Source organism: Kribbella caucasensis (genome assembly GCF_004361855.1).
Classification (GTDB): Bacteria; Actinomycetota; Actinomycetes; order Propionibacteriales; family Kribbellaceae; genus Kribbella; species Kribbella caucasensis.
Genome location: NZ_SNWQ01000012.1, coordinates 133,044 through 157,137, shown reverse-complemented (window position 1 = coordinate 157,137; position 24,094 = coordinate 133,044). Strand labels below are relative to the sequence as shown.

The 24,094-nt window shown below is 67.7% G+C and carries 22 protein-coding genes and 1 pseudogene; 4 read left to right on the top strand and 19 right to left on the bottom strand.

The window, feature by feature from the left end; translation table 11 throughout:
* Positions 1–23 precede the first annotated feature (23 nt).
* The 11 genes and pseudogenes from EV643_RS24385 to EV643_RS45825 form a co-directional block, all read right to left on the bottom strand.
* Positions 24–1,076: a pyridoxal-phosphate dependent enzyme gene (locus tag EV643_RS24385; RefSeq protein ID WP_238165762.1), complete on the bottom strand. Its 1,053-nt coding sequence runs from the start codon at positions 1,074–1,076 to the stop codon at positions 24–26.
* A complete protein-coding gene (locus tag EV643_RS24380) occupies positions 1,073–2,614 on the bottom strand; it encodes an ABC transporter ATP-binding protein (protein WP_133802450.1) in 1,542 nt (513 codons plus the stop codon). Before EV643_RS24380 ends, EV643_RS24385 begins: the two co-directional genes overlap by 4 nt.
* Positions 2,611–3,414, bottom strand: coding sequence for an ABC transporter permease (locus EV643_RS24375; protein ID WP_133802449.1), 804 nt, complete (start codon positions 3,412–3,414; stop codon positions 2,611–2,613). Before EV643_RS24375 ends, EV643_RS24380 begins: the two co-directional genes overlap by 4 nt.
* Entirely contained in the window at positions 3,411–4,349 is a 939-nt protein-coding gene (locus EV643_RS24370; RefSeq protein WP_133802448.1) for an ABC transporter permease, read from the bottom strand. The genes EV643_RS24375 and EV643_RS24370 overlap by 4 nt, the downstream gene beginning before the upstream one ends.
* Entirely contained in the window at positions 4,350–5,888 is a 1,539-nt protein-coding gene (locus tag EV643_RS24365) for an ABC transporter substrate-binding protein (RefSeq protein ID WP_133802447.1), read from the bottom strand.
* 165 nt (positions 5,889–6,053) lie between these two features.
* Complete coding sequence (locus tag EV643_RS24360; protein WP_133802446.1) at positions 6,054–6,914, bottom strand: fructosamine kinase family protein; 861 nt, start codon at positions 6,912–6,914, stop codon at positions 6,054–6,056.
* A gap of 31 nt (positions 6,915–6,945) precedes the next feature.
* Entirely contained in the window at positions 6,946–7,443 is a 498-nt protein-coding gene (locus EV643_RS24355) for a MarR family winged helix-turn-helix transcriptional regulator (RefSeq protein ID WP_133802445.1), read from the bottom strand.
* Between the two features lie 70 nt (positions 7,444–7,513).
* A complete protein-coding gene (locus EV643_RS24350) occupies positions 7,514–8,497 on the bottom strand; it encodes a CopD family protein (RefSeq protein WP_133802444.1) in 984 nt (327 codons plus the stop codon).
* The gene (locus EV643_RS24345; protein WP_238165761.1) at positions 8,494–9,003 is read right to left on the bottom strand and encodes a copper resistance CopC family protein; all 510 of its coding nucleotides are present in this window, start codon (positions 9,001–9,003) and stop codon (positions 8,494–8,496) included. The genes EV643_RS24350 and EV643_RS24345 overlap by 4 nt, the downstream gene beginning before the upstream one ends.
* A gap of 2 nt (positions 9,004–9,005) precedes the next feature.
* Positions 9,006–9,821, bottom strand: coding sequence for a YcnI family copper-binding membrane protein (locus EV643_RS44270; RefSeq protein WP_238165779.1), 816 nt, complete (start codon positions 9,819–9,821; stop codon positions 9,006–9,008).
* 96 nt (positions 9,822–9,917) lie between these two features.
* Positions 9,918–10,136 (bottom strand): annotated as a pseudogene (locus EV643_RS45825) (zinc ribbon domain-containing protein); the annotation flags it as partial.
* A gap of 128 nt (positions 10,137–10,264) precedes the next feature.
* On the opposite strand from EV643_RS45825, the gene EV643_RS24335 reads away from it, so the two are divergent.
* Entirely contained in the window at positions 10,265–11,128 is an 864-nt protein-coding gene (locus tag EV643_RS24335; RefSeq protein WP_133802442.1) for an ROK family protein, read from the top strand.
* 30 nt (positions 11,129–11,158) lie between these two features.
* Positions 11,159–11,851: a pentapeptide repeat-containing protein gene (locus tag EV643_RS24330; protein ID WP_133802441.1), complete on the top strand. Its 693-nt coding sequence runs from the start codon at positions 11,159–11,161 to the stop codon at positions 11,849–11,851.
* A gap of 22 nt (positions 11,852–11,873) precedes the next feature.
* Here EV643_RS24330 and EV643_RS24325 read toward each other — a convergent pair whose 3' ends face one another.
* The 4 genes from EV643_RS24325 to EV643_RS24310 form a co-directional block, all read right to left on the bottom strand.
* Positions 11,874–12,614: a hypothetical protein gene (locus EV643_RS24325; protein ID WP_133802440.1), complete on the bottom strand. Its 741-nt coding sequence runs from the start codon at positions 12,612–12,614 to the stop codon at positions 11,874–11,876.
* 134 nt (positions 12,615–12,748) lie between these two features.
* Positions 12,749–14,608, bottom strand: a complete 1,860-nt coding sequence (locus EV643_RS45820; protein WP_133802439.1) for a DNA/RNA non-specific endonuclease — start codon at positions 14,606–14,608, stop codon at positions 12,749–12,751.
* Positions 14,609–14,711: 103 nt separating this feature from the next.
* Entirely contained in the window at positions 14,712–16,148 is a 1,437-nt protein-coding gene (locus tag EV643_RS24315; RefSeq protein ID WP_133802438.1) for a GuaB1 family IMP dehydrogenase-related protein, read from the bottom strand.
* Positions 16,149–16,233: 85 nt separating this feature from the next.
* Complete coding sequence (locus tag EV643_RS24310; RefSeq protein WP_133802437.1) at positions 16,234–18,078, bottom strand: galactose oxidase early set domain-containing protein; 1,845 nt, start codon at positions 18,076–18,078, stop codon at positions 16,234–16,236.
* A 230-nt stretch (positions 18,079–18,308) separates the two neighbouring features.
* Here EV643_RS24310 and EV643_RS24305 point away from each other — a divergent pair, with 230 nt between their 5' ends.
* Positions 18,309–18,983 (top strand): DUF4386 family protein, encoded by a 675-nt coding sequence (locus EV643_RS24305; protein WP_133802436.1) that lies wholly within the window; start codon positions 18,309–18,311, stop codon positions 18,981–18,983.
* 54 nt (positions 18,984–19,037) lie between these two features.
* On the opposite strand, the gene katG is transcribed toward EV643_RS24305, so the two are convergent.
* Positions 19,038–21,251: a catalase/peroxidase HPI gene (gene katG / locus EV643_RS24300; RefSeq protein ID WP_133802435.1), complete on the bottom strand. Its 2,214-nt coding sequence runs from the start codon at positions 21,249–21,251 to the stop codon at positions 19,038–19,040.
* A 36-nt stretch (positions 21,252–21,287) separates the two neighbouring features.
* Positions 21,288–21,719 carry a Fur family transcriptional regulator gene (locus EV643_RS24295; RefSeq protein ID WP_133802434.1) on the bottom strand — a complete coding sequence of 144 codons (432 nt, stop codon included), beginning with the start codon at positions 21,717–21,719 and terminating at the stop codon, positions 21,288–21,290.
* Positions 21,720–21,824: 105 nt separating this feature from the next.
* On the opposite strand from EV643_RS24295, the gene EV643_RS24290 reads away from it, so the two are divergent.
* Positions 21,825–22,622: an endonuclease/exonuclease/phosphatase family protein gene (locus EV643_RS24290; protein WP_133802433.1), complete on the top strand. Its 798-nt coding sequence runs from the start codon at positions 21,825–21,827 to the stop codon at positions 22,620–22,622.
* Positions 22,623–22,659: 37 nt separating this feature from the next.
* Here EV643_RS24290 and EV643_RS24285 read toward each other — a convergent pair whose 3' ends face one another.
* Together EV643_RS24285 and EV643_RS24280 are read right to left on the bottom strand one after the other, a co-directional pair.
* The gene (locus tag EV643_RS24285; protein WP_133802432.1) at positions 22,660–23,379 is read right to left on the bottom strand and encodes a hypothetical protein; all 720 of its coding nucleotides are present in this window, start codon (positions 23,377–23,379) and stop codon (positions 22,660–22,662) included.
* Entirely contained in the window at positions 23,376–23,879 is a 504-nt protein-coding gene (locus EV643_RS24280) for a DUF4913 domain-containing protein (RefSeq protein ID WP_166665559.1), read from the bottom strand. The genes EV643_RS24285 and EV643_RS24280 overlap by 4 nt, the downstream gene beginning before the upstream one ends.
* Between the last annotated feature and the right edge of the window lie 215 nt (positions 23,880–24,094).

The following is a 24,094-nucleotide window of genomic DNA, read 5'->3' as shown; positions in this document are numbered from 1 at the left end:
CAGAGGTCAGCGCGACTCACAGACTAATGCGACGGGGTCGCAGATGGGAACTCGTGCCGCTCGGCCACGACCGACTCCCGCCGGTTCCACGACATCGCCGACCACGGCACCGCGAGCTGGTTCAGCGAGTCGATCTCGCGCGGCCGCATCGCCGCCATCGGCTGTGCCTCGGCATGACGGGCAAAAGCCGACTCGACGTACCGCGTACCCGTGTCGGCGGCGAGGAACACGTGCCGCCGGGAGCTGTCGCAGTTGTGTTCCCACAGCGCCGACAGGTACGCCGCACCCGCCGACAGCCCGGCGAACACCCCGGACGTCCGGAGCAGGTCAACAGCCGCCGACATCGCATAGTCGAACGAGACCCAGTGCAACCGGTCGTACAACTCGTGCCGCACATTACGGAACTCGATCGAGCTGCCGATCCCCGCGATGATCATCTCCGGGTCCTTGGTGTGCCCGGCGCCGAAGGTGATGCTCCCGAACGGCTGTACGCCGACCAGGTTCACGTCCCGCCCCCGATCCCGCAGGTACTCCGCGATCGCGCCGGTCGACGCCCCCGTACCGACTCCGCCGACCAGGCACAACGGACCGGTCGGCACCAGGTTGTCGAGGAGATCCGCGACCGCGCCGTACCCGAGGTAGTGGATGTCGTCGTGGTACTGCTGCATCCAGTGGTACGTCGGGTTGTCGCGCAGGATCTCGCTGATCCGGCGGACTCGGAGGTTCTGGTCCAGCTGCAGGTTGTTCGACGACGGCACCTGCTCGACCGTCGCACCGAGGATCTCCAGCTGGATCTTCAGCGTCTTGTCCACCGTGGTCGAGCCGACGATGTGACACTTCATCCCGTACCGGTGACAGGCCAGCGCGAGCGCGTGCGCGTAGATCCCGCTGGAGCTGTCGATCAACGTGTCGCCCGGCCGGACCGCCCCGGTCTCCAGCAGATGGCGTACGGCGCCGAGCGCGGAGTACACCTTCATCGTCTCGAACCGCAGGCAGATCAGGTTGTCACCGACCCGGATCGGATCGGGATCCTTGATCGCCTCCGCCAGATGATCATGCAATCTAGCTGTCGTCACCGCAGGTTGCTCCTCAGGTCGGAACTACTGGTCAGCACGGGCGGTGGCGGTTCGTGTCCGACCCGGGCGGCCCTCACCAGCCGACGGGTCACCTCAGTCCTCGGGTCGCTCATCACGGTGCTCGGCGGCCCTTGTTCGACCACCCGGCCGGCGTCGATCACCAGCACGTGGTCGGCCACGGCGGAGACCAGGCCCAGGTCGTGGCTGATCCACACCAGGGCGGTCCCCTGCGCCTTCAGTTCCAGCAGCAGCTCGACCACGAGACCTGTGCCATGTTCGTCGAGTGCGGTGGTGATCTCGTCGCAGACCAGCACGTCGGGCTTGGCGAGCAACGCTCTCGCCAGGGCCGCGCGCTGGAGCTCTCCGCCGGACAACCGGCTCGGCGGTCGCGCCGCGATCATCGCGGACACACCGAGCCGGGACAGCGTCGCGACCGCCTCGGCCCGGGCGTCCGACAACGTCAGCCCCCGCAGGCGTTGCGCCGTACGGGCGACCTGATCGTCGACCGGACGGCGTTCGTCGAAGGATCCGCGGACCTCTTGCCAGACGTACTGGACCCGACGGTTCTGCTCGAGCGACCGCTTCCGCAGTACCGGTAGGTCCGCACCGGCCAGGGTCAGACGGCCGGTATGGCGCTCGTGCAACCCGGCGAGACAGCGGGCCAGCGTCGTCTTGCCGCTCCCGGACCGGCCGACAACGCCGACGCATTCACCCGGTCGGACACTGAGGTCGACTTCGTGCAGGATCGTGTCACGACCGCGGGGACGCAGCGAGGCCGACACGTTCATTGCCTGGAGCAACGGATCACCGCCCGGCCGAGTTCCCTGCGCAGGCGGCAGATCAAGCACGGCTGGGAGCGTCGATGAGATCACCCGGCCGGCGTCCAGCACTACGACGTACTGCGCGAGCGCGCGGACCAACTCGAGATCGTGACTGAGCAACAAGATCCCCAGTCCGCGCGCCGTAAGGTCCTCCAGATCGGCAACCAACTGCAATCTGGTGATCGAGTCGAGCCCGGTGCTGGGTTCGTCCAGGATCAGCACCCGCGGCCGGCAGGTCAACGCCTGCGCCAGAGCGATCCGCTGCCGCTGACCCCCGGAGAACTGATGGGGAAATCGACGCAACGTGGCCCGATCATCCGGCAACTGCGCCGCCCGCAAAGCCTCCAGGACGACCTCAGCCACCGACGGATGATGAAGACGGGCCAACTCACGCAATCCGACCCCGATCCGACGGGCCGGGTTCAGCGCTGACCCCGGGTGCTGCGGCATATACGCGACGACTCGTCCACGCACATCTGCACTCGTTGGACCGTTGCTGTCGACAACAACCGTCCCGTCGACCTCCACCAGCCCGGACAACGTCACCCGGTCGCCGTGCTCACCCAGCAAGGCCAGCGCCGATGTCGTCTTCCCCGAGCCCGACGCCCCGACCAACGCGGTGACCTGACCAGGGAAGACCTCGAAGTCCACGCCGTCCACCAGGATCGAGTCCCCGGCCCGTGCGGCCAATCCGCTGACGGTGACGATCGGTTTCATCGCTTCGCCTCGACCATCCGCCGGGTCCGGTGCACCAGCCGGTCCGCGAGCAGGTTGAAGCCGAGCGTGAACGCGACCAGAATCAACGCCGGCGCGATCACCGCCCAAGGCTGGAGCAGCAAGCCCTCCCGATTCCGCGAAACGCTCACGGCCCAGTCCGGTGCGGTCGGGCTCAACCCGAGGCCCAGGAAGTTGACCGAGGCAACGAGGAACACGGCCAGGGTGATCCGGGTCCCGACATCCGCGGCGACCGGCCCCAGTACCGCGCGTCCGATGAAGCCCAGGTGGATCCCGGCCCAGCTCTCCCGCTGCATCCGCAACGCCTCGACCACCGGCCCGCTCGCCGCATCCAGCGCCGCGGCCCGTACCAGCCGGGCCACCGTGGGAACGTTGACCATGGCAACGGCCAGCGTGATCGCCAGCGCCGACGCCCGCCAGCCGACGGCGACCACGCTGATCACCAGCAACGACGGCAGCGGCAGCAGAACGTCCAGCGGCCGGATCAGCGCCTCATCAATCCACCGATGCCGAGTCGACGCCGCCACCAGCCCGATCACGCCGCCAACGAGATACGCGATCACGACTGCGCCAACCGCCATACCCAATGCGGTCCGGCCGCCGACGAGGAGCAGTTCGAGCACATCCCTCCCGAGCCCGTCGGTGCCGAGCGGATGCCCCGGACCCCGTTCATACGGAAGTCCAGCCGCCGGGTCCAACGGGATCAGCGGCCCGAAAACCGCCACCAGCAAGGGGATCAGGACCAATGCGGCCGACACGGCCAGCGGCGTACGGGCTCTCATCGGAGCAGCTCCGTCCGCGGTACGAGTCGGTTGCAGACCAGGTCGGCGCCGAGGTTGATCAGCAACGCCGCGACCGCCAGGACCAGCGTCAGCCCCTGCACGACCGGGACGTCGCGCGTCTCCACTCCGTCGACCAGCGCGGTCGCGAACCCCGGGATCGCGAAGATCGCCTCGACCACGAGCACTCCACCGAGCAACGTGTCCCCGGTTCGCGCGAGCTCCTGGACGCCGGGGACCGCGGCATTCGGCAACACGTGTCGCAGCAGCAACCGCCGACGAGGTACACCCAACCGACGAGCCTGTACGACGTACTCCGCCTGCAGCGCCGTGATCGTCCCCGCCCGCACTTGTCGCGAGAGCAGGCAGACCGTGCGCCCGAACAACACCGCCACCGGCAACACCAGCAGCGCCGGACTCGCCAGCAACTCACCACCGACCCAGGTGGCCGGCAACCAGCCGAGTTTGAGCGAGAAGACCGCCACCAGAACCACCGCGATGACGAAGTCCGGGATCGCGCTCAGCCCCAGCGTGACCGACGTGATCGCCCGATCCAGCCGCCCGTTCTCGCGCGTCCCCATCAAGATGCCCAGGGCAACGGCCAGCGGAACCACCACGGCCAGCGTCGTCAGCGTGAGCACCAGCGTCGCCCCGACGGACGCCTTCACGATGTCGACGACCGGCCCGCCACTGATCAGCGAGGTACCGAGATCACCCGTCACCACATTGCCCAGCCAGTGCGTGAACCGCTCGACCGCGGGCCGGTCCAGCCCGAGCTGCTCCCGCAACCGCACGACCTGGTCAGGTGTCAGCGTCTCGGTGAACCGCAGGTCCGCGGCATCACCAGGAAGCAACGCGGTCAGTACGAAGACAAGCACCGACAGCACAGCGAGCTGGAGCATGGCCAGGGCAGCCCGCTGGGCCGCGTACCACCGCATTCAGGCCAGCCACACCTTGTCGAACCGGCTCGAGTCCAGCGTGTTCGGCGGCACCGCCTGGACCCCCTCGACCTTCGACGACACCGCGACCAGGTAGTCCGGATGACCCCAGGCCAGGATGCCGCCCTCGTCCCGCAACGACTTCTGCAGTTCGGAGTACTTCGAGGACCGCGCGACCTCGTCGGTCAGCACCTGGGCCGCGGCGAAACCGGCGTCGAACGCGGGCCGCCGCCAGTGCGTCACGTTGAACGGCGACTTCGACAGCAGCCGATCGGTGATGTACTGCGGGATCGGCATCGCCCCGGACCGGTGGCTGCCCATCATGCCCTTGGTCAGCAGGTCCTTCGCGTACGTCTGGGAGCCGCCGGTGGTCACCTTGAGCTTGACCCCCGCCTCGGCCACCTGCTCGGCGAACAGGGTGGCCGCCTCGACGAAACCGGCCGACGCGTCCGAGGTGTAGATCTCGAACTCCTTGTTCAGCGCTCCCGCCTTTTTCAGCAAGGCTTTCGCCTCTTCGACGTTCCGCTCGCGCTGCGGCAGATCGGCCGGGTAGTACTGGAATCCCTTGCCGAACAGGTCGTTCGCCACCTGACCACGACCGGCGAGGACGACATCGACGAGCCGCTGCCGGTCGGCGAGCAGCTTGAACGCCATCCGCACGTCCGGGTTGTCGAACGGCGCTTGGTCCACCTTCATCACGAACGCCTGCGTGGTCGACGCCTTCGCAGCGACGATCTTCACCGTCTTCCCGGCCTCGGCGGTCCGGGCGAAGGTTGCGGTCATCTCGTTGGCGTACTCCGCTTGGCCGCCCTGCAACGCGTTCGCGCGAGCCTCCGCGTCGGCCGAGAGCACGTGCAGCTCCTCGATCCGGGCCGCGCCGTCCCAGTAGTCGTCGTACCGGCGGGCCACCATCGAACGGCCGGCCTCGAACGACACGAACGTGAACGGTCCGGTCCCGATCGGCTTGGTCGGATCCTTGAAGCCGTTGCGCACGATCTGGGTGCCGATCCCGGCCAGCAGCGCGGGGAACTCGGCGTTCGGCGCGGTCAGGGTCAGCTCGACCGTGCGCTGGTCGACCGCGCGGCAGCGGCGCAGGTCGAGCGTGGCGAGCGACGACTGGGCGACCCGCTCGGGCGAGGTCGGGTCGGCCATCCGGGACAGGCTGTAGAGCACGTCCTCGGCGGTCAGCTTCTGCCCGTCGTGGAAGGTCGCGTCCCGCAGGGTGAACCGCCAGGTCGCGGCCTGCGCGTCCGGCTCCCACTTCTCGGCGAGCCGCGGCAACGGCTTGAGGTCCGGCCCGAGCTCGACCAGCTTCTCGTACATCGCCTTGTGCCTGGCGATGTCTACGAACAGGCTCTGAACATGCGGGTCGAGCACTTCCTTGGCGCCGCCACCGGCGTAGACCGCGCGGAGTCGCCCGCCCGACTTGGGCTGCGATGCGGCGTCGGCGCCTCCATCGGCACCGCAACCGGTCATCGCGGCCAGCCCCAAACCACCGGCCAGGCCCAGGAATCCTCGTCTGTTCAGCGCTTCGGACATCCAGTTTCCTCACGGGTGCGATGGATCCAGCGAGGTCCCCCCGCCGGCTCGAATCCTGCCGTTAATGAAAATAGTTGTCAAATTCAGCGCGCATACCGAACAGACTCACTCATTCTTTCCGCCCGCTCGATCCGCCGCCCCGCGCGACGGCGTGTCATCGCCCGGTTACGCGAAGCGGTCGAGGGTTTCGCGGATCCGGGCGACGCAATCCCCGGTCGGGCCGAAGTGGGCGAGCACGCAGAGGCGCTCGCGCAGGTTGAGGAGTTCCATCCGCTCCCGCCAGCCGGGTTCGGGCGGCCTGAGCTCGTGGTAGGCGGCGAAGAAACGCTCAGGCACACTGCCGGTGCAGTAGGCCATGCTGATGTCGACCTCGGCCCAGGTCCAGCTCACTGCCGGGTCAATGAAGACCGGCTCGCCGTCGGCGGTCGCGATGATGTTGGCGTGCCACAGATCCCCATGGGTAAGCACCGCGGGAGCCGCTGGAAGCAGGTCCCCGAGCCGATCACACAGGCGCTCCAACGCGGCAAGGTCGGCGGTGTCCAGTGCTTGCTGGAGCTTCGGCTCGCGGAAGTAGCGGAGGATCCGGCGGGTCGCGAAGAACCGGTGCCCGTCGTCGTCCCAGTCGTTCTCCTGGGGAAGCCGGCCGAGCCAGCCGTCGTGATCCCAGCCGAACTTCGGCGAGGTTGTGCCGTGCAGCCCGGCGATCGCGCGGCCGGCCGCCTCCCAGAACCTGTCCGTCTCAGGCTTGGCGGGTTCCAACGCCTCCAGCGTCAACGATCTCTGGCTGACCGCGAGCATTTCCGGAGTACGCAAGCCATGCTCACGAAGGATCTCCAGGCCGGCGGCCTCCGCTGCGAACAAGCCGTCGGGCGCAGTACTGGAGGTCTTGACGACCACCACTTCACCATCGGCAAGGGTGACCCGCCAGGTGCTGTTCGCGACTCCGCCGTCCAGCTTCTCGGCAGAACGAACGACGACCCCGGATGGCCCGAGGTCGTCACTCCATACATCGTCCGGATCAAGCATGCGGCCATTAAACCCGCTCGGGCAGCGGCGATCAGCAGTCGGACGGGATGCTGCCGTCGCCGCGGCAGAGGTCGCGGGCGGGCAGGCCGTCGAGGACGCGGTCGAGCAGCGCGGTGAGGACGTCCTGCTCCTCGCGGGTGAGCCGGTCGAGCAGGTACGAGCGGACGGCTTCGACGTGATCGGGGGCGGCCGCCTCGATCGCCTTGCGGCCGAGCTCGGTGATCCGGACCATCGAGCCGCGCGCGTCGGACTCGCACTCCTCGCGGGTCACCAGACCGCGCTTCTCCATCCGGCTGACCTGATGCGACAACCGGCTGCGCTCCCAGCCGACCGACTTGCCGAGGTCCCGCGTCCGCAGTACTCCGCAGTCGGAGGTCGACAGCGGGTGCAGCAGCGCGTAGTCCGCGCCGGACAGGCCGGAATTGCTGGTCAGCCGGGTCTCCAGCGCGGCCAGCAGCTCGCGATAGCTGGCCCGGTAGGACTGCCACAGATGCGCCTCCCGCGCATCAAGCCACCGCGTCTCCGTCATCCAGCCAGGATACCGGCGCTGTTGACATATCACCGACCTGAGGATTAGCGGTGCACGATCGGGCAAAGGGTTACGGGGTTCGGGAGAGGGCAACAGCCAGGCCTACGGTGCCGGCCATGACGAGGAGCTCGACTGCGGCCAGGCGCCAGAAGGCTGTCGGGCGGTCGGCCAGGGCGGGCAGGGTGGACTGGCGGTGCCACCAGCCGATGCAGACCAGGATGGCGAACGCGACCGCCTTGGCGAAGACGAGCGCGCCGTACCCGGTGGTCACCCACTGGCTGATCAGGCCCCAACCGTCGTCGCGACCGCCCAGGTGGATCTCGGCGGTGAGCAGCCCGGTCACCCCGATCGTGATGGCGCAGCTCAGCGCGAGCCGGCTGAACCGCTCGATCGCGGCCCGCTCCCGGGTGTACCGCAGCAACGCGCCGAGCCCACCAATCCACGCAACTGCAGCGAACACGTGCAGTACGAGCGAGGAGGTCGCTAGCACCGACCAGAACCCGGTCCGCTCGATCGCGCCGTGTCCGGTCAGCAACGGACCGACCAGAGCCGCGGCCGTCAGCCCGAGCGCAACACGAGCCGTCGCCACCGTTCGGCAACCACTCAACACGACAGCGAGAACAGCAGTCAGTACGACGGCCGCCGCCAGCGCCCTGACCTGACTCACGGATCCGGCGAGCTCAGCGTGTTCGGGAAGGTGCGACAGCGGTACGCCGAGGATCACCGACGCGGTCGCGACCAGGCCGCCAATGCTCGCAACCGCCCACACCGCAGCCAGGATCGCAGCATCCTGACAAGCCCGAAGCCCTTGTTTTCCGAGGTTCCCACCCTCATCGGCCCGCATCAGTACGACGGCCGCGAGCACGGCACCACCACACGCGATGGCAGCCACATCAGCCACCAGCCGCAGTACGGGAACAGCCCACGACACGGGCTGCCCAGGACCGGACAGACTGGCCGGCAACGACTCCGGCGCACCACCCGCGGCGAGCAGCGCCACCATCAGTACTACGGTGCCTGCGGCAACAAATCCGGCGCTGAGCGCCTTCTTCATGAGGCTGTCGGCCGGCGCCGGACGATTACGATCGCGAGCGCCACGACGACCAGCATCACCAGGAACGCCCCGACGATCGCCACCACGTTCGTGCCACCCTCAGCCGGCGTGCTGCCCGAAGTCGGCTGGACCGGCGGATGCCCGGCGTGCGTGACGGTGAAGCTCGCCGAGACCGTGATCGGGTGTCCGTCGGCCGAGGTGATCCGCGCGTCGACCCGGTACTTCCCGGCCTCGATCATCGCCCCGACCGGCTGGGTCACCGTGTTGTCGACCACCTTGAGCTCACCGGTGGACACGTCCGTACCGCTGGGCGTCCTGACCACGACCTGGGCGCCGGTGCTGCCGACCGGTTCGTTGAAGGTGAGCACCACCTCGGTCGGCGGCGCGGCCATCGTCGAACCGTCGGCCGGCGTGATCGATTCCAGCTTGGCGTGCGCCGCCGCCGGCCCGGTGGAGACCACCAGGACCAGCAGCGACGCCACCAGCAGAGCAACGAGTCGACGCACGACTACAGCTTCGCCTGAGATGACCCGCCGCCCGACACCGGCCCCGCGCCGCTGTCCGGTCCGGCGCCGGAACCGTCGGCCGGGTCGGCGGCGACCGCGGCGCTCGTCGGCCGACGAGCGCGCAGGCCGAGCCCGAGGCCGATCAGGCCCAGTAGCAGGCCGGCCCCACCCAGGGCACGGGCGAGCGGGTCGGCCCCGCCGTCCTCCGCCGCGTCCGTGGTGGCGGCGACCGGGGTGATCGCGGCGGCCAGCTTCAGCGCCGGCGCGGGGTGCTCGGGCTTGTCGGTGTCCCTCTTGGAGACCTCGGCCCACTTGACCACCTCCCCGTCGCTGTAGGTCTGCTCGGCCGGGAAGCTGAGCGAGTCAACGCCTTCCGGCAACCGCCCGACCGACAGCGCGAACTCGTCGAATTCGTTCGCCGGTACGCCGCCGGCGGTCGCCGTCCAGGTGACTGTGGTGATCGCCTCGGTCAGCGTGACGTCGCCGACCTTGACCGCCGCGGGCAGCTTCTCGGTGGTCTTGACCACCTTCCAGCCGTCCTTCACCTGCGCGCCGACATGCGCGAACGGGTGATCCTTCGGCAGCGACACGACCAGCTTGGTGGTGGCGGCGGTGTCGGACTCGGTCGGCACCCGGAACACCAGCTTGGCGTAACCGCCCGGCTTGGCGTCCGGCGACGACACCGTGACGTGGGCCGAGGCGGAGTTGGCCGCGCCGAGCATGACGAACGCGGAGGCCGCGGCGATCGCGGCAGCACGTAGTACGAGCTTGTTGGACTTGACGTCCTCCCCGCCCTGAAGGACGGGGATTCCAACCACTACGCGGAGGTAGCGTTGAGGTTCACGCTTCAACGAGGCCCGTGGCGGCGTCTCTCGGCGTGCGCTGACGGCCCGTCCGGCCGCGATGTTCACAGCCGCATTCACATCCGCATTCGCCCGATGCCCGCAGGCCACGCACCTGAACACCGCTTGGCTATCGCGGTTCTCCGGTGCGCAGTGCCCACAGACGCTACAGGTCTGCGACGTGTACGCAGGATTCACTCTCGACCACTGCTCAAACGCCAGGTTCCACACGTACCGGGCGTGCCCGCACTGCACCCGCAACGCAGCCTGCTGCGCGGGAGTCGGGTACATCCGGAACCGGGACATGGAATCCATCCAATCAGCCGGGACCGACAATCCCCAATCCCCGAAGGAAGGCAGTCGCCGTTCCCCGCCTTGAAGGACGGGGTTTCGCCGCGACCTACGCGATGATGTGGGGTATGGGCAACAGTTCTGGGGTGTCGGTGCTGGAGGTCGGCGGCAGTCATGTGACCGCCGCGGTGGTGTCGCCGGACGACTGGGCGGTCGAACTGGTCGAACGGGCGAAGCTGGACTCGCGGACCACGGCCGAGGAGATCGTCGCGCAACTCGGCCGGGCAGCGGATCAGTTGCCGCTGGCAAATGGGCTGGCGATGGCGATACCCGGTCCGTTCGACTACGAGACCGGGGTCTCCTGGCACCGCGGCGTACAGAAGTTCGACTCGCTCTACGGGCACGACCTGGGCAAGAGCCTGCGGGACCTGCTGAAACTGGACCGGATTGTGTTCGTGAACGACGCGGAGGCGTTCTCGATCGGCGAGTGGTCGGCGGGCACCCTTCGTGGGCTGGAACGGTGCGTCGGCGTCACCATCGGCACCGGGATCGGGACGGCGTTCCTGTCCGGCGGACGCGTGGTCCGCAGCGGTGACACGGTGCCGCCGGGTGGTGAGCTGTACCGGACGTCGTACCAGGGGAAGCCGATCGAGGACTGGATCTCGTCGCGGGCGATCCTGGCCTCGTACTTCGATCGCGTCGGCTCCGATCGCGGCGCCGATCGGGAGGGGATCGGGGTCAAGGAGATCGCCGAGTCCGCGCGGGCCGGGTCCAAGGTGGCGCATGAGGTGCTGGTGGACGCGTTCTCGGTGCTGTCGGAGGCGCTGACGCCTTGGTTGCAACGGTTCGACGCGACCCGGGTGGTGTTCGGCGGGGCGATCTCGGGCGCTTTCGACCTGGTCCATCAGGTGTTTCCGTACGACGTGGTGGTCACCGACGACACGGAGCACTCGGGGCTGATCGGGGCCGCCGCCCGGTTCGTCACCGACTGACTTGTCGGCAGCCGTCGTTACGGTGTCCGCATGGCTGCAACGAAACCCGCCTCGAAGATCGCCGAGCCAAGGCTGCGCGCCGATCTGACCACGGCGACGCTCACCCCGGACGAGATCGACGACGAGGACCGCCTGCTCGAGCTCGAGTTGACCGATCTCGACCTCAGCGATCTCGTCGCCGAGCACCTCGAGCTCAGCGGCAGCCGGCTGACCCGATGCAGGCTGGGCGGCTCCGACCTGGACAAGCCGATCCTGGTCGACGTCGTCCTCGACCACTGCGACCTCGCCAACGCACGCTGGTCCGACGCCGCTGTGACCCGGATGCGGGTGACGTCGTCCCGGCTGACCGGATTCGCCGGGCCCGGCCTCAGCCTGCTGCACGTGACCGTCCGGGACTCAGTGCTCGACTTCAGCTCGTTCCGGTTCGCGAAGTTCGTCAGGGTGGAGTTCACCGACTGCCGCCTGCAGAACGCCGACTTCGTCTCCGCCGACCTCAGCGGCACGGTGTTCCGCCGCTGCGACCTGACCACGGCCGAGTTCTCCCAGGCGAAGGCCCGCGGCGCGATCTTCGCCGACTGCACCTGGGAGGGCACCCGCGGCATCGCCAGCCTCAGCGGCGCCACCATCGCCAACGCCTCCCCCATCGACACCCTCGCCGTCACCGCCGCCATGGCCTCAGCCCTCGACATCACCCTCGCCGACCCAGACGACCTTGGGCCGTAAAGGGCTGGAGCAGCTCGGTCATCTATAGGCTCAGCGCCACGGGCAGCCCCCACGCATCCGGGGCGTCGTCGACGAAGCCCCGGAGCTCGAGGTCGGCGCACTCGTCCGGGGCGATCGTGACGTTGAACTCGCCGTCGGGAGAGCTGACCGTCTTGGCCAGTTCGGTCCAGTCGCCGCCGTCGCACCGCTTCTGCACGGTCACACCGATGTCGGGATACGGCGCAAGACCCTTCGCGTCGGGGGTGTATTTGAGGGCCATGTAGATCACGTCGATCGAGCCGTCATCCTGCGGGACCGCGGACACCTGCTGGAGATCGGTACCGAGCCTGATGTCCAACTCGACCTTGTTGAACTCGACCTTGCGGTTGTCGGAACTCCCCTGCCAACTACGCGCGCCCAGCGGATCCCCGTCGTACACGGGCACCTCTGAGACCGCGCTCCCAGTGAAGGGGACTCCGTCGATGCGCAGTCCTTCCCTGCGGCTCTCCCACATCACCTGAACCGGCTCGCTGCAGACGTTCTGCGCCATCAGTACGGCGGACTGGCTGAACAGATACCCCTTGACCAGCCCCGACGATTCCTTCGTCACCGCGAGCACCGGTTCCTCGACGTCCGTACGCCGCTCCTCCGGCGCGACCCCTTCCAGACTCAGCTCACACCGGATCCCGTCCGCCTTCGGCCCGGCCGCATTCCCATGACCCGCCGCCACCCCCGCCATCGCAAACGCGACCACCAGCAATCCGGCCGCCACCCGATTCCTCATCCCAACCTCCGCGACCACCCGACCCGCGCCTCACGCAACCCACCCTGGCACAGTCATGGGCTCGCGCTAAGCAGCCCCCGCCCTGCAGACCGCTTCAAAGCGGCTGCGGTGGCGGGGGCCGGGGATCTTCGGATTCAGGTCCAGACGATTTGGGACAGGTCCCCCAGAGGTTGTGGCGGTCCGAGTGCCTCGACCACGGGTGGCGCGGTGTCGGCGGCGTGGACCGCTTCGGGGAGGCGTACCTTCGTTCGGTTCTCCAGCTCGGCAATCGAGACCTGGAAGACCCGGAACTCGTCGAGTTCGAGCGCTTCCAGCTGGTTCAGGTTCTGGGTCAGCAGGAACGCGCTGGCCTTCAGCGCGCCGGCTTCGACGAAGGTGATCACCTTCCAGAACTCCCGCGGGATCTTCTCGCCGCGGAAAACCCGGTCGTCCTCTTTGAAGACCGGGCCGCCGTAGACGCTGACGCGGAGGTCCTCGACATCGACGTCGGCGAAGACCGCGTCCTCCAGCCGGCCCCAGAGTCCGTCCTTGGTGCGCTGGTTGAAGTCGTCCATCTGCGGGGTGATGTTGGTGAAGAAGAACGAGTCGCGGTTGGCCTGCTTCGCCTCGTCCAGCGATCCCCAGAGCAGATCGGCCCGCCGGGCCAGGTGACCGCGGTCGAGGCGGTTGTCGCGGTACAGCTCGTCACCGATCTGGACGTCGGCCGACAGCCTCGGATCCTTGATGAACGGGATACCGGTGCGGGTGATCTTCTTCAGCCCGCCGCCGTCGACGTTCCACGCGACCCAGTGCGCGAACTTGCGGTCGCGGCTCATCGTCAGCGAGAAATGCGTGTAGTCGATCTTGACCGAGCCGTCGAGCTGTACTGCGTCGTCAGCGGCGGCCGGGTCCAGCACCGGTACGCCGACCGGGACGCTGAGGAAATTCGGGTCGAAGCCGCTGACCACGAGGGCCTGTTCGGGTTGGACCAGGGTGATGCCGAGCTTCTGGAACAAGGACCGCGGCAGGCAGGCCAGCGCGTGTTCATCCGGATCGTTCGGCCCTTCACCGGCGAAATGGATACCGGCCAGAATCTTGGTCGGCCGGCCGTTCGGCGCCTTGAACATCCAGGCCGCGCCCGAATCGCCGCCCTTGCTGATCTCGTCGTCCCGGGGGCGTTTGCCGGGGTCGATGCCGATCTCGAAGCCGCCGATCTCGACGACGCCCGCTTCCGGGCCGTAGTCGAGCTTCACGATGGTGTCGACCCGTCGGACGATGCCGTGGGTGACTCCGGTGGTCCGGCCGCTCTTGACCACCTTGTCGCCGAGCTGCGGATCACCGAGTTCATCCGGCACGACGTCGAGCTCGAAGATCGACGGATCGAGGTCCCGTCCCTCGACCCCGGCAATCGCACCGTCACCGGCGATGCCGAGATGGGATCGCAGCAATGGGCCGAGAAGGTTGCGCTCGGTCCGGTTGTCGTCGTGCGGACCAGGCTGAACGACGACATCGCCGAGCTCGCCGTCCTCGCCGTGCAGCACGTGCCAGTTGGACAACACACACGGCCGGCCGGTCTCGATGTCGTACACGATCGCGCCGATCGTCCCGGCGGTGATCGTCTGATGGCCGACGCTGACGCCGGGCCGGACCGGATCGATGCGGACCTTGCGCTTGTCCACGGCCGCCTCGGGGACGACTCTGAAGTCAGGATGGTACGTCCGCTCGACCACATCGGTCGGGATCTCGACCCCGGCGACCGTGATGGATGCGGGTAGTTCTTCGGTCGCCAGCTCGCCGAACTGTTCCGGAACGACCTTCTGGCTCACCGTGAACTGGATCGACAGTTCCTTGGTCGGCTTGCCCTTGCGGATCTTGTACCCGATCCCGATCGACGAGACGTTCGGGTCCTTCAAGTACTTCGAGCCCTCGGTGCGGATGAACTCGCGCAACGCGGCGGACATCTGCTCATCAGGCTGGGCAGGATTGTTCTCGGCAGCTTTTTTCTTGGCAGGCATAACGGTTTTCCCCCAAATGGACGCTGCGGCATCAAGCCCCCTCGTGCCGCGTTATCCGAGCGTCCCCCGGCCGTGACCGCCTGTCAACAGCACGCCGCCGGGCTCACCAACTGGTGTCGACCGGGCGGCCTTCGGTGTAGCCGGCGGCGGTCTGGATGCCGACGATGGCGCGCTCGTGGAACTCGGCGAGGGTCGTCGCGCCGGCGTACGTGCAGGAGCTGCGAATGCCGGACACGATCGAGTCGAGCAGATCCTCGACGCTCGGCCGCTCCGGGTCCAGATACATCCGCGCCGTCGAGATCCCCTCGCCGAAGAAGCTCTTGCGGGCCCGCTGGAACGGGCTGTCGTCGGCCGTCCGGAGCGCGACCGCTCGCGCCGACGCCATACCGAAGCTCTCCTTGTAGATGCGGCCGTCGTTGTCGCGATGCGGATCACCAGGCGACTCGTACGTACCGGCGAACCACGAGCCGATCATCACGCTGGACGCGCCCGCCGCCAACGCGAGCGCCACGTCCCGTGGGTGCCGGACACCGCCGTCGGCCCAGACGTGCTTGCCGAGCTCACGCGCCCTGGTCGCGCACTCGAGCACCGCCGAGAACTGCGGCCGGCCGACTGCCGTCTGCATCCGGGTGGTGCACATGGCACCCGGTCCGACCCCGACCTTCACGATGTCGGCCCCGGCCTCGACGAGATCGGTGACTCCTTCGGCGGTGACCACGTTGCCGGCCACGATCGGTACGTCGGGCTGAAGGGCGCGGACGAGCCGGAGTACTTCGATCATCCGCTCCTGGTGACCGTGCGCAGTGTCGATCACCAGTACGTCGATGCCTGCGTCCAGCAACGATTTCGCCTTCTGCTCGGCGTCACCGTTGATCCCGATGGCGGCCGCGACTCGCAGCTTCCCGGCCGCGTCGACAGCGGGCTGGTACAACGTGGCCCGGAGCGCGCGCTGGCGGGTGAGGATCCCGACGATCCGGCCCGCCTCGTCGACCACCGGCGCCAGCCGATGCCGCCCGTCGTGCAACTGGTCGAACGCCTCCTCGGCAGCGATCCCGGCCGGCAACGTCAGCAACTCGCGCGACATGATCGATTCGAGCTGGGTGTACCGATCCACGCCCTCGCAGTCGGCATCGGTCACCACGCCCACGGCCCGGCCGTCCTCGACCACGATCACGGCCCCGTGCCCGCGCTTGGGCAACAGATTCAGCGCCTCGCCGACGATCCCGTTCGGCGGCATCACCAGCGGTGTGTCGTACACCGGGTGCCGCTCCTTGATCCACGACACCACCTCGCCGACCACCTCGACCGGGATGTCCTGCGGAATCACCGCCAGCCCACCACACCTGGCAATCGTCTCCGCCATCCGCCGGCCGGACACCGCGGTCATGTTCGCCGCGACGATCGGGATCGAGGCCCCGGTCCCGTCCCCGGTCGACAGATCCACGTCCAGCCGAGAGTTGACCGCCGATCGGTTCGGCACGAGGAACACGTCACTGAAAGTCAGATCCTGCCCCGGGACTCGGTCGTGATGGAAGCGCATGTCGAACCCCTTAGGCGGACCAGCAAGGACTCTTGCAGACTACGTCAGACTGCGGCCCCCACTACGGCGTTCTCATTTGCCACAACTAGCAACAACAGCAGGCGGCTGCCGGCGACGGCGTACCGGTCGAAGCGGGGCCGACAGCTGGTACCGCGGCTGCAGGCGCGCCGGCCGCCGGTACGCCGACCGAAGCGGGTGCGCCGGCTCCTGCGGCTGTGGTCGCGGTTGCCGGGACGACGCGCACGATCTTGGCTTCCGACGGGATGCCGCGCCAGTCGCGGAGGAACAGCTGGTAGACGCCCGGCGGCAGTATCCCCGGGTTCGCCTCGATCTTCAGGTTGACCCGTCCCCAGGTGCCCGACGCGGTGACCGGCACATCGACGGCTCTCTGGTTCGGATCCGACGAGTGGGTCACCGACGTGAGCCGGTGGAGCGAGGCGCTCGTCACCGATGCCGGTCCGGTGAAGGTCGCCTGATGCGTACCACCGAGCTTCAGCGTCGGGGACACACCTGTGAAAGTCGGCCGAGTGACCCCCGCCTGCATGTACCAGGGCTGGTAGACCTCGAATCGCGACTCCACCACGTTCCCGGGAGCAGTCGTGCCCATCGTGACGACGGAGCCGTTGGACAACAGCACACACGTGCTGTGATACATGCGTCCCACCGTCGGACTGGCCACCTGTTCCCAGGCGTTGGCGCCGGCGGGCAAGCGAACCGCCTGCAGCCGCGGATTGGTGTTGTGATCGGCGCCGCCGGCAACGAAAGCGGACTTGTCCGGCAACACGGTCGCGCAGCTGTGCATCGCCGAGAAGCCCAGCGACGGACCTGCGGTGAACTTGTGCGCCGCCGCGTTCATGTCCACCGTCGCCGTCGTCCCGGTGACGCCGGTCGGGCATCCACCGCCGATGATCATGAACTTCTGGGCCTGGGCCGGGTACAAGAGCAACGTGCTCGCCTGGTCCCGGCAGTCGGGGTACGGCAGCCCGGGAATCGGATAGAAGGCGTTGTTCGTCCAGTTCCAGCAGCCGGGTTTCGCACCGGCCTTGCCGCCCATGTTGGCGCCGGAGTAGCAGAACGTGCCGTTCTTCCTGAGCACGAGGCCGGCGTACATCGGGAAGATCCGGGTACCGGGAAGCGTCGTCCACTTGCCCGTGTAGGGGTTGTAGGTCTCGTTGATGTTCGTCACCTTGCCGGTGGCATCCAGTCCACTGGTGACGACCGGGTTGCCCGCGGCGTTGACCGGTCCGTTCGGATACCAGCGGGCCACGCTCATCAGCCCGGTGAAGGTGAACTTCTCCGTGACCTCGTCGAACGCGTAGGTCTCCCGTACGCCGGTGTAGTACAGCTCCGCCGACGCGTAGTGACCCGTACCGCCGAAGAAGAGGATGCGTCCGTCGGTGAGGTGCGAGTGCCCGGAGCAGAACAGATCGACGTCCGCGGGCATCGGGATCTCCCGGGGACAGGCCTGTGGTGTGGCCGGATCCCAGATCCAGGTCTTGAAGACCTTCTGCTCGTTGAGCGACTTGAAGTTCCCCGACCCGGCCGTCAGCAGCACCTTGCCGGACTTCATCACACTGGCGTGCACCGGGTTGAGCTTGAAGTCGTTGACCGTACAGTCGGCGACCACCGACCACGAGCCGGCGTTCACCCCCACGGCCTGCCGCCCCGCGCGCACCGGCTGCTTCTCCGCCTCGGTGTACACGTGATCCGGCGAATACGCCCCGTTCGGATCGGTCAGCATCCGGCTCACACACGCACCGAGCTCCTCAGCCGGCACCGTGTTGCAGGTAACGCCCTTCTGCGTCACCGCCCCCGGCGACTTCCCAGGACCGGCAATCGAATTGGCCGTCGACGCATTGAGCAGCGAAACCACCACCGCGACGACAACGACAAGCACAACCGCCCACGCCTTTTTGCGCGCAGCAACCATCGGTCTTTCCCCCAGGCCCCAAGCGGTGGCGCGAGTTCCCCCACGCGCCTACCTCACCCGGCTATCGCCGCAACCCACCCCTGCGTTACATCGTTTACCGAACCGAGACCAAACGCTTGAACCTCAGCGGGTGGCCCGCAGCCAGTAGTCGTCCGGCGTGTGCCCCGTTGTGGAGAGAGCCCTTGATTCCTAGCGTCGTGAGTATCCGCTACAGCATCAGGAGGTTCACGATGTCAGCCACCACCCGCAGCATGCCGCTCGAGCGAACCATCGGGCTGACCGGGATCGCCGGCACGGTACTGCTCTTCACCGCGCTCATCATCGGCTCGCCGGGTGAACCCCCGACCGACGCGAGCACCGCCGCGGCGGCGGAGTTCGTGAAGGGTCTGGACAGGTCGTGGCTGCCGCCCGTGGAGGCCGTCGCCGACATCGGGATGATGGTGCTGCTCTGGTTCATGGTCGGCCTGCCCCTGCTGCTGCGCCGCTACGAGGGTGCGACTCCGGTGCGCTCGACCGTGGCGATCGTGTCCGGAGCGTTGGTCGCGGCGTTCGTTGTTCTCGACTCCGCCCAGGAAGCGGGCGCCCACCGGAGCGCCGACCTTGATCAGGGGCAACTGGCGTACGCCTACGACCTCACGGCCGTCGGGTTCACCAACGTCTGGCTGCCGATGGGCTGCTTCGCGTTCGCGTGCGGCTGGATCGTAGTCGCGACGAACGCCATGCCGCGTTGGCTCGGGTGGTGGGGCGTGATCGCCGGCATCGCCCTGTCGTTCGCGCAGTTCGTCTGGCGGGCCGGGGAGTTCTGGTTGTTGCCGTACGTCCCGTTCTGGCTGTGGCTCCTGACGACCTGTGTGGTACTGGTTCGCCGGCCCGCGATGGCTCGGATACAGGCCAGGGCGGTCTGATTAATGGGAAAGGCCGGCTCCCGGAGGGGGAGCCGGCCTTCTGTCAGGTACGGATCAGGCGAGGTCGAAGCGGTCGAGTTCCATGACCTTGACCCACGCGGCTGCGAAGTCCTTGACGAACTTCTCCTTGGCGTCGTCGCTCGCGTAGACCTCGGCAAGCGCGCGGAGCTCGGAGTTCGAGCCGAAGACCAGGTCGGCGCGAGTGCCGGTCCACTTCACCGCACCGGCGGCGTCGTGAGCCTCGAAGGTCTCCTGGCTCTCGTCGACCGACTTCCACTCCGTGCCCAGATCGAGCAGGTTCACGAAGAAGTCGTTGGTCAGCGTGCCAGGGTTGTCGGTGAGGACGCCGTACGACGAGCCGTCGTAGTTGGCGCCCAGCACGCGCAGACCGCCGATCAAGACGGTCAGCTCGGGCGCGCTCAGGGTCAGCAGGTTCGCCTTGTCGAGGAGCAGGTACTCGCCCGGCAGCCGGTTGCCCTTCCCGAGGTAGTTGCGGAACCCGTCCGCGGTCGGCTCGAGTGCGGCGAACGACTCGACGTCCGTCTGCTCCTGCGACGCGTCCACCCGACCCGGGGTGAACGGGACCTCGACGTCGTACCCGGCGGTCTTGGCGGCCGACTCCACAGCCGCCGAACCCGCGAGCACGATCAGGTCGGCCAGGGAGATCTGCTTGCCCCCGGCATTGAACGATTCCTGGATGCCCTCGAGCGTCCGTAGTACCGTCGCCAGCTCGTCCGGGTTGTTGACCTCCCAGCCGTTCTGCGGCTCGAGGCGGATACGGGCACCGTTCGCGCCACCACGCTTGTCACTGCCGCGGAACGACGAGGCCGACGCCCACGCGGCGGAGACCAGCTGCGAGACGGACAGCCCGGACTCGAGGACCTTCGCCTTCAGTGCGGCGATGTCGTCGGCGCCGATGAGCTCGTGGGTGATGGCGGGGAGCGGGTCCTGCCAGATCAGCACCTCGCTCGGAACCTCCGGTCCGAGGTAGCGAACGAGCGGACCCATGTCACGGTGCGTCAGCTTGAACCAGGCCCGGGCGAACGCGTCCGCGAACTCGTCCGGGTTGTCCTTGAAGCGCCGCGAGATCGGCTCGTAGATCGGGTCGACGCGCAGCGACAGGTCGGTCGTCAGCATCGTCGGCTTCTGCTTCTTCGCCGAGTCGTAGGCGTCCGGGATGATGTCGTCGGAGTCCTTGGCCACCCACTGGTGCGCGCCGGCCGGGCTCTTCGTCAGCTCCCACTCGTACCCGAAGAGGATCTCGAAGAAGCTGTTGCTCCACTGGGTCGGCGACGTGGTCCAGGTGACCTCGAGGCCACTGGTGATCGCGTCCTTACCCTTGCCGGTGCCGTACGTGCTCTTCCAGCCCAGGCCCTGCGCCTCGATCGGCGCGCCCTCGGGCTCCACCCCGACGTGGTCGGCCGGGCCGGCACCGTGGGTCTTGCCGAACGTGTGCCCGCCGGCGATCAGCGCGACGGTCTCCTCGTCGTTCATCGCCATCCGGCCGAACGTCTCGCGGATGTCGCGGGCCGCGGCGATCGGGTCCGGGTTGCCGTTCGGACCTTCCGGGTTGACGTAGATGAGGCCCATCTGTACTGCGCCCAACGGGTTCTCGAGCTCGCGGTCACCGGTGTACCGCTCGTCGGCGAGCCAGGTCGTCTCGGGACCCCAGTAGACGTCCTCGTCCGGCTCCCAGACGTCCGGACGGCCGCCGGCGAACCCGAAGGTCTTGAAGCCCATCGACTCCAGCGCGACGTTGCCGGTGAGGATCATCAGGTCGGCCCAGGAGATCTTCTGCCCGTACTTCTTCTTGACCGGCCACAGCAGCCGCCGGGCCTTGTCCAGGTTCCCGTTGTCCGGCCAGCTGTTCAGCGGCGCGAACCGCTGCTGCCCGGCCCCGGCGCCACCGCGGCCGTCGCTGATCCGGTACGTGCCGGCGCTGTGCCACGCCATCCGGATCATGAACGGGCCGTAGTTGCCGAAGTCGGCCGGCCACCAGTCCTGCGAGCTGGTCAGCACCTCCGCGATGTCCTTCTTCACGGCGGCCAGGTCGAGGGTCTTGAACTCCTCGGCGTAGTCGAACTCCTCACCCAGCGGGTTCGAGACCGCGGGGTTCTTGGCGAGGATCTTCAGGTTGAGCTGGTTCGGCCACCAGCCTCGGTTTCCGCCTCCTGCGGTTGGGTGCGGCGCGCGGGTGTCGTGCGCGACGGGGCACTTACCTTCGCTTTCCGCGCTGCCTTCGCCGGGGAGTGGCTGGTTCTCGGACATCGGATTCCTTCCAGGACTGGACGTATTCGGAGGAAGTCAGGAACTGCGAGTTGTGGAGCAGTCGGAGCACAGGCCCCAGTAGATGACCTCGGCCTCGTCGATCACGAAGCCATGGTCGTCGGACGCGGTCAGGCAAGGCGCATGCCCGACCGCACAGTCGACATCGGCGATCACACCGCAGGACCGGCAGACGACGTGGTGATGGTTGTCCCCTACCCGCGACTCGTACCGCGCCACCAACCCGATCGGCTGAATCCGCCGCACCAGACCCGCCGCCGTCAACGTGTGCAGCGAGTCGTACACAGCCTGATGCGACACCTCAGGAAGTTCGTTGCGCACGGCCCCAATTAGCGAGTCCGTATCCGCGTGGGGATGAGCATGCACAGCACCCAGCACCGCCAACCGCGGGCGCGTCACCCGCAGAGCAGCCCCCCGCAACAACTCCTGGAGCTCGTCAACCGTAGGCACACCCAGAGTCTTCCCCCTTTTCTGGAATCAGTCAAGATTAGCTTCCGGGTAAGTGGCCTGGTCCACCGGGGTACTGGCTCCCTCGATGGGTACGATGTGCCCACCATGAGCACGCGGCTGGCCATCGCCACCCTGAACACCCGTGGGCTTCCTCTGAAGGACACCCGCATCGCCGAGCGATTCGCCGCGATTGCGGCCGAGTTCGACGCCGGCGACATCGATCTGGTCTGCCTGCAGGAAGTCTTCGCCTACCATCACCTGGCACGCCTCCGGAAAGGGATGCCGTCCTTCCCGTATGTGGCCTATCGGCTGTCAGTGGCCGGCCCCGCGGGCGGCCTGGTCACTCTGTCGCGGCTGCCATTGGCCGGGACGGCGTACACACGCCTTCCGCGATCGTCGCGCGAGATACCCGCCCGAGCCCGGCTCAACGCCCTCCACAGCGGAATACTCACCGTCCGGCTGGGCGACAGCCGAGTCCGCGTGCTCAACATCCACCCGACGGCCAACACCGACGGCGACTGGTCGGAACACAACCGTTTCCGTCAGTTGCAGCGCGACCAGTTCATTGCGCTCGCGCAGGCGGTCACAGCCGATAGCTCACCGGCGGTGGTGTGCGGCGACTTCAATGTCGCCCAGGCGAGTACGCTGCACCGCGACCTCCAGCAGCGGTCAGGTCTGCGCGATGCCTTCAACGGCAACTGCCCACCCACCTTCCACACCGAGTACCTAGCACCAGGCACCAAACCGCACTGCATCGACTTCATCCTCGTCACCGAGGCGATCGAGGTGGACGACACAGATCTATTGCTCACCGACAAGCGGCCCCTGCCCACCGGTCCGGCCTACCTGTCAGACCACATCGGGCTGCTGGCCCGGCTCCGGATCCCCGGCGCGTCCAGCTAGCCCTCAAGCTCCCGGCCATCGCGACCGCCGGTTCTGTTCATCTGTCCATCACCCGCTGCGCGGTGGGTGAGAGGCGCTGCTTGAGAGTCCCCGCGGCCTTCGGAGGCAGGACGTCCAGAACGCCTTCCCAGCTGGTCTTCGCCGCGATGAACATCGGTGACTGCCGCTTGCGCGCGACCATGAAACGGTCGAATACCTCGCAGTCCTGCTCGGAGTGCCGACTGACCGCCCGGCCGCTGCCGATCGCTTCGGCCAGCCTGATCATCTTCGGCACGTCCTTCGGCCGGACGACGCCGCCGATGGTGCCGAACGTGTGCAGCAACGTGCGCGGGTCGATGGTCTTGATCTGCCGTCCGAGCAGACGCGCGGCGCGCGGTCGGAAGAGCGTGCTCGGCACCGGGAACATCAACTTGCGGTGAGTCAGGTAGGACTTCTCGTTGCCCGGTCGGAAGTCGATGTAGACCTCGGCCGCGACCGTGTCGAGCTTGATCGGCAGTTCGGCGTTCCTCGCTGATGCGGCGTACGACTTGACCAGAGCCAGCCGATCGCGCGGGACCAGCAGGTCCACGTCCGGCATCCGCTGGGTCGGATCGGCCGCGCCAACACGGTCGAAGTCGAGAGATCGGCCCTCGTCGACGTACGCCGTGACGGCCAGGCTGCCGATCACCCGGTAGGCGATACCTTCGGAGTCCATCCACGCATCCATCCGAGCCAGCGCGTCCAGGAACTCCTGCCGCCGCTGCTCGTCCGCGTTCACCTGTCGCCCTCACCCAGAACCTCCCACCAACGCCGAGGCGGCGTCCCGAAGTCATCCGGCGGTGGGCTCACGGGCAGCACTGGAGTCGGTACGTGCCGCCCTTCTGCGCACAGAGCGAACGGGCCGCCAGCGCTGAAAAGCTGCGTTAGGTTGGGATCCAGGTGACTATGGATCCAGTCGGCCACACCGTGAACCGGCTCCAGCGACGCCACCTCCCAGGTACGCCACAACGCGTCCAGCCGGAGGACTGCCTCTGGGTGATCCCACCACTGCGCACACCAGCGCCCCTGCTCGGTGTGCCGCCCGAAGGTGAGCACAAAGAACTCGTGCACCCAGGACTCCAGATCAGGAAACCGCGGCCGAAATCCCGATGCCGGCGTCGCACTCTCCCGTCGCCCTTTGTCCCGCAGCCCGTCCATCGCTTTCCGCAGCGCTGCCAAATCCGCCTCATCGAGATCCGGCTGCTCGCCACCACCGTTCATGCCGTCTCCTGATCGCATCAACATTCATCTCCCCCATCCGCGCCTCTCGAGACTACTGACCCGGATGCCTCTGGGGGCTGACCATCAGCCTTCCTGTGGATAACCCCGCCGACTACCGGTGCTGCAGGGTGGAGGAGCCTGTCCAGGCAGCTAGCACGTCTCGGGCTATCAGCCCAACCGCGGCGACCAGCCACAGAACCGAGCGAAGCGAAGGCCCCCAGGTGAGCGAACCG

Excerpts from the sequence above, each read along its gene's own strand:
- EV643_RS24380 (WP_133802450.1), bottom strand. The coding sequence starts at position 2,614 with ATGAAACCGATCGTCACCGTCAGCGGATTGGCCGCACGGGCCGGGGAC.
- EV643_RS24375 (WP_133802449.1), bottom strand. The coding sequence starts at position 3,414 with ATGAGAGCCCGTACGCCGCTGGCCGTGTCGGCCGCATTGGTCCTGATC.
- EV643_RS24370 (WP_133802448.1), bottom strand. The coding sequence starts at position 4,349 with ATGCGGTGGTACGCGGCCCAGCGGGCTGCCCTGGCCATGCTCCAGCTC.
- EV643_RS24365 (WP_133802447.1), bottom strand. The coding sequence starts at position 5,888 with ATGTCCGAAGCGCTGAACAGACGAGGATTCCTGGGCCTGGCCGGTGGT.
- EV643_RS24360 (WP_133802446.1), bottom strand. The coding sequence starts at position 6,914 with ATGCTTGATCCGGACGATGTATGGAGTGACGACCTCGGGCCATCCGGG.
- EV643_RS24355 (WP_133802445.1), bottom strand. The coding sequence starts at position 7,443 with ATGACGGAGACGCGGTGGCTTGATGCGCGGGAGGCGCATCTGTGGCAG.
- EV643_RS24350 (WP_133802444.1), bottom strand. The coding sequence starts at position 8,497 with ATGAAGAAGGCGCTCAGCGCCGGATTTGTTGCCGCAGGCACCGTAGTA.
- EV643_RS24335 (WP_133802442.1), top strand. The coding sequence starts at position 10,265 with ATGGGCAACAGTTCTGGGGTGTCGGTGCTGGAGGTCGGCGGCAGTCAT.
- EV643_RS24330 (WP_133802441.1), top strand. The coding sequence starts at position 11,159 with ATGGCTGCAACGAAACCCGCCTCGAAGATCGCCGAGCCAAGGCTGCGC.
- EV643_RS24325 (WP_133802440.1), bottom strand. The coding sequence starts at position 12,614 with ATGAGGAATCGGGTGGCGGCCGGATTGCTGGTGGTCGCGTTTGCGATG.
- EV643_RS45820 (WP_133802439.1), bottom strand. The coding sequence starts at position 14,608 with ATGCCTGCCAAGAAAAAAGCTGCCGAGAACAATCCTGCCCAGCCTGAT.
- EV643_RS24315 (WP_133802438.1), bottom strand. The coding sequence starts at position 16,148 with ATGCGCTTCCATCACGACCGAGTCCCGGGGCAGGATCTGACTTTCAGT.
- EV643_RS24310 (WP_133802437.1), bottom strand. The coding sequence starts at position 18,078 with ATGGTTGCTGCGCGCAAAAAGGCGTGGGCGGTTGTGCTTGTCGTTGTC.
- EV643_RS24305 (WP_133802436.1), top strand. The coding sequence starts at position 18,309 with ATGTCAGCCACCACCCGCAGCATGCCGCTCGAGCGAACCATCGGGCTG.
- katG (WP_133802435.1), bottom strand. The coding sequence starts at position 21,251 with ATGTCCGAGAACCAGCCACTCCCCGGCGAAGGCAGCGCGGAAAGCGAA.
- EV643_RS24290 (WP_133802433.1), top strand. The coding sequence starts at position 21,825 with ATGAGCACGCGGCTGGCCATCGCCACCCTGAACACCCGTGGGCTTCCT.
- EV643_RS24280 (WP_166665559.1), bottom strand. The coding sequence starts at position 23,879 with ATGCGATCAGGAGACGGCATGAACGGTGGTGGCGAGCAGCCGGATCTC.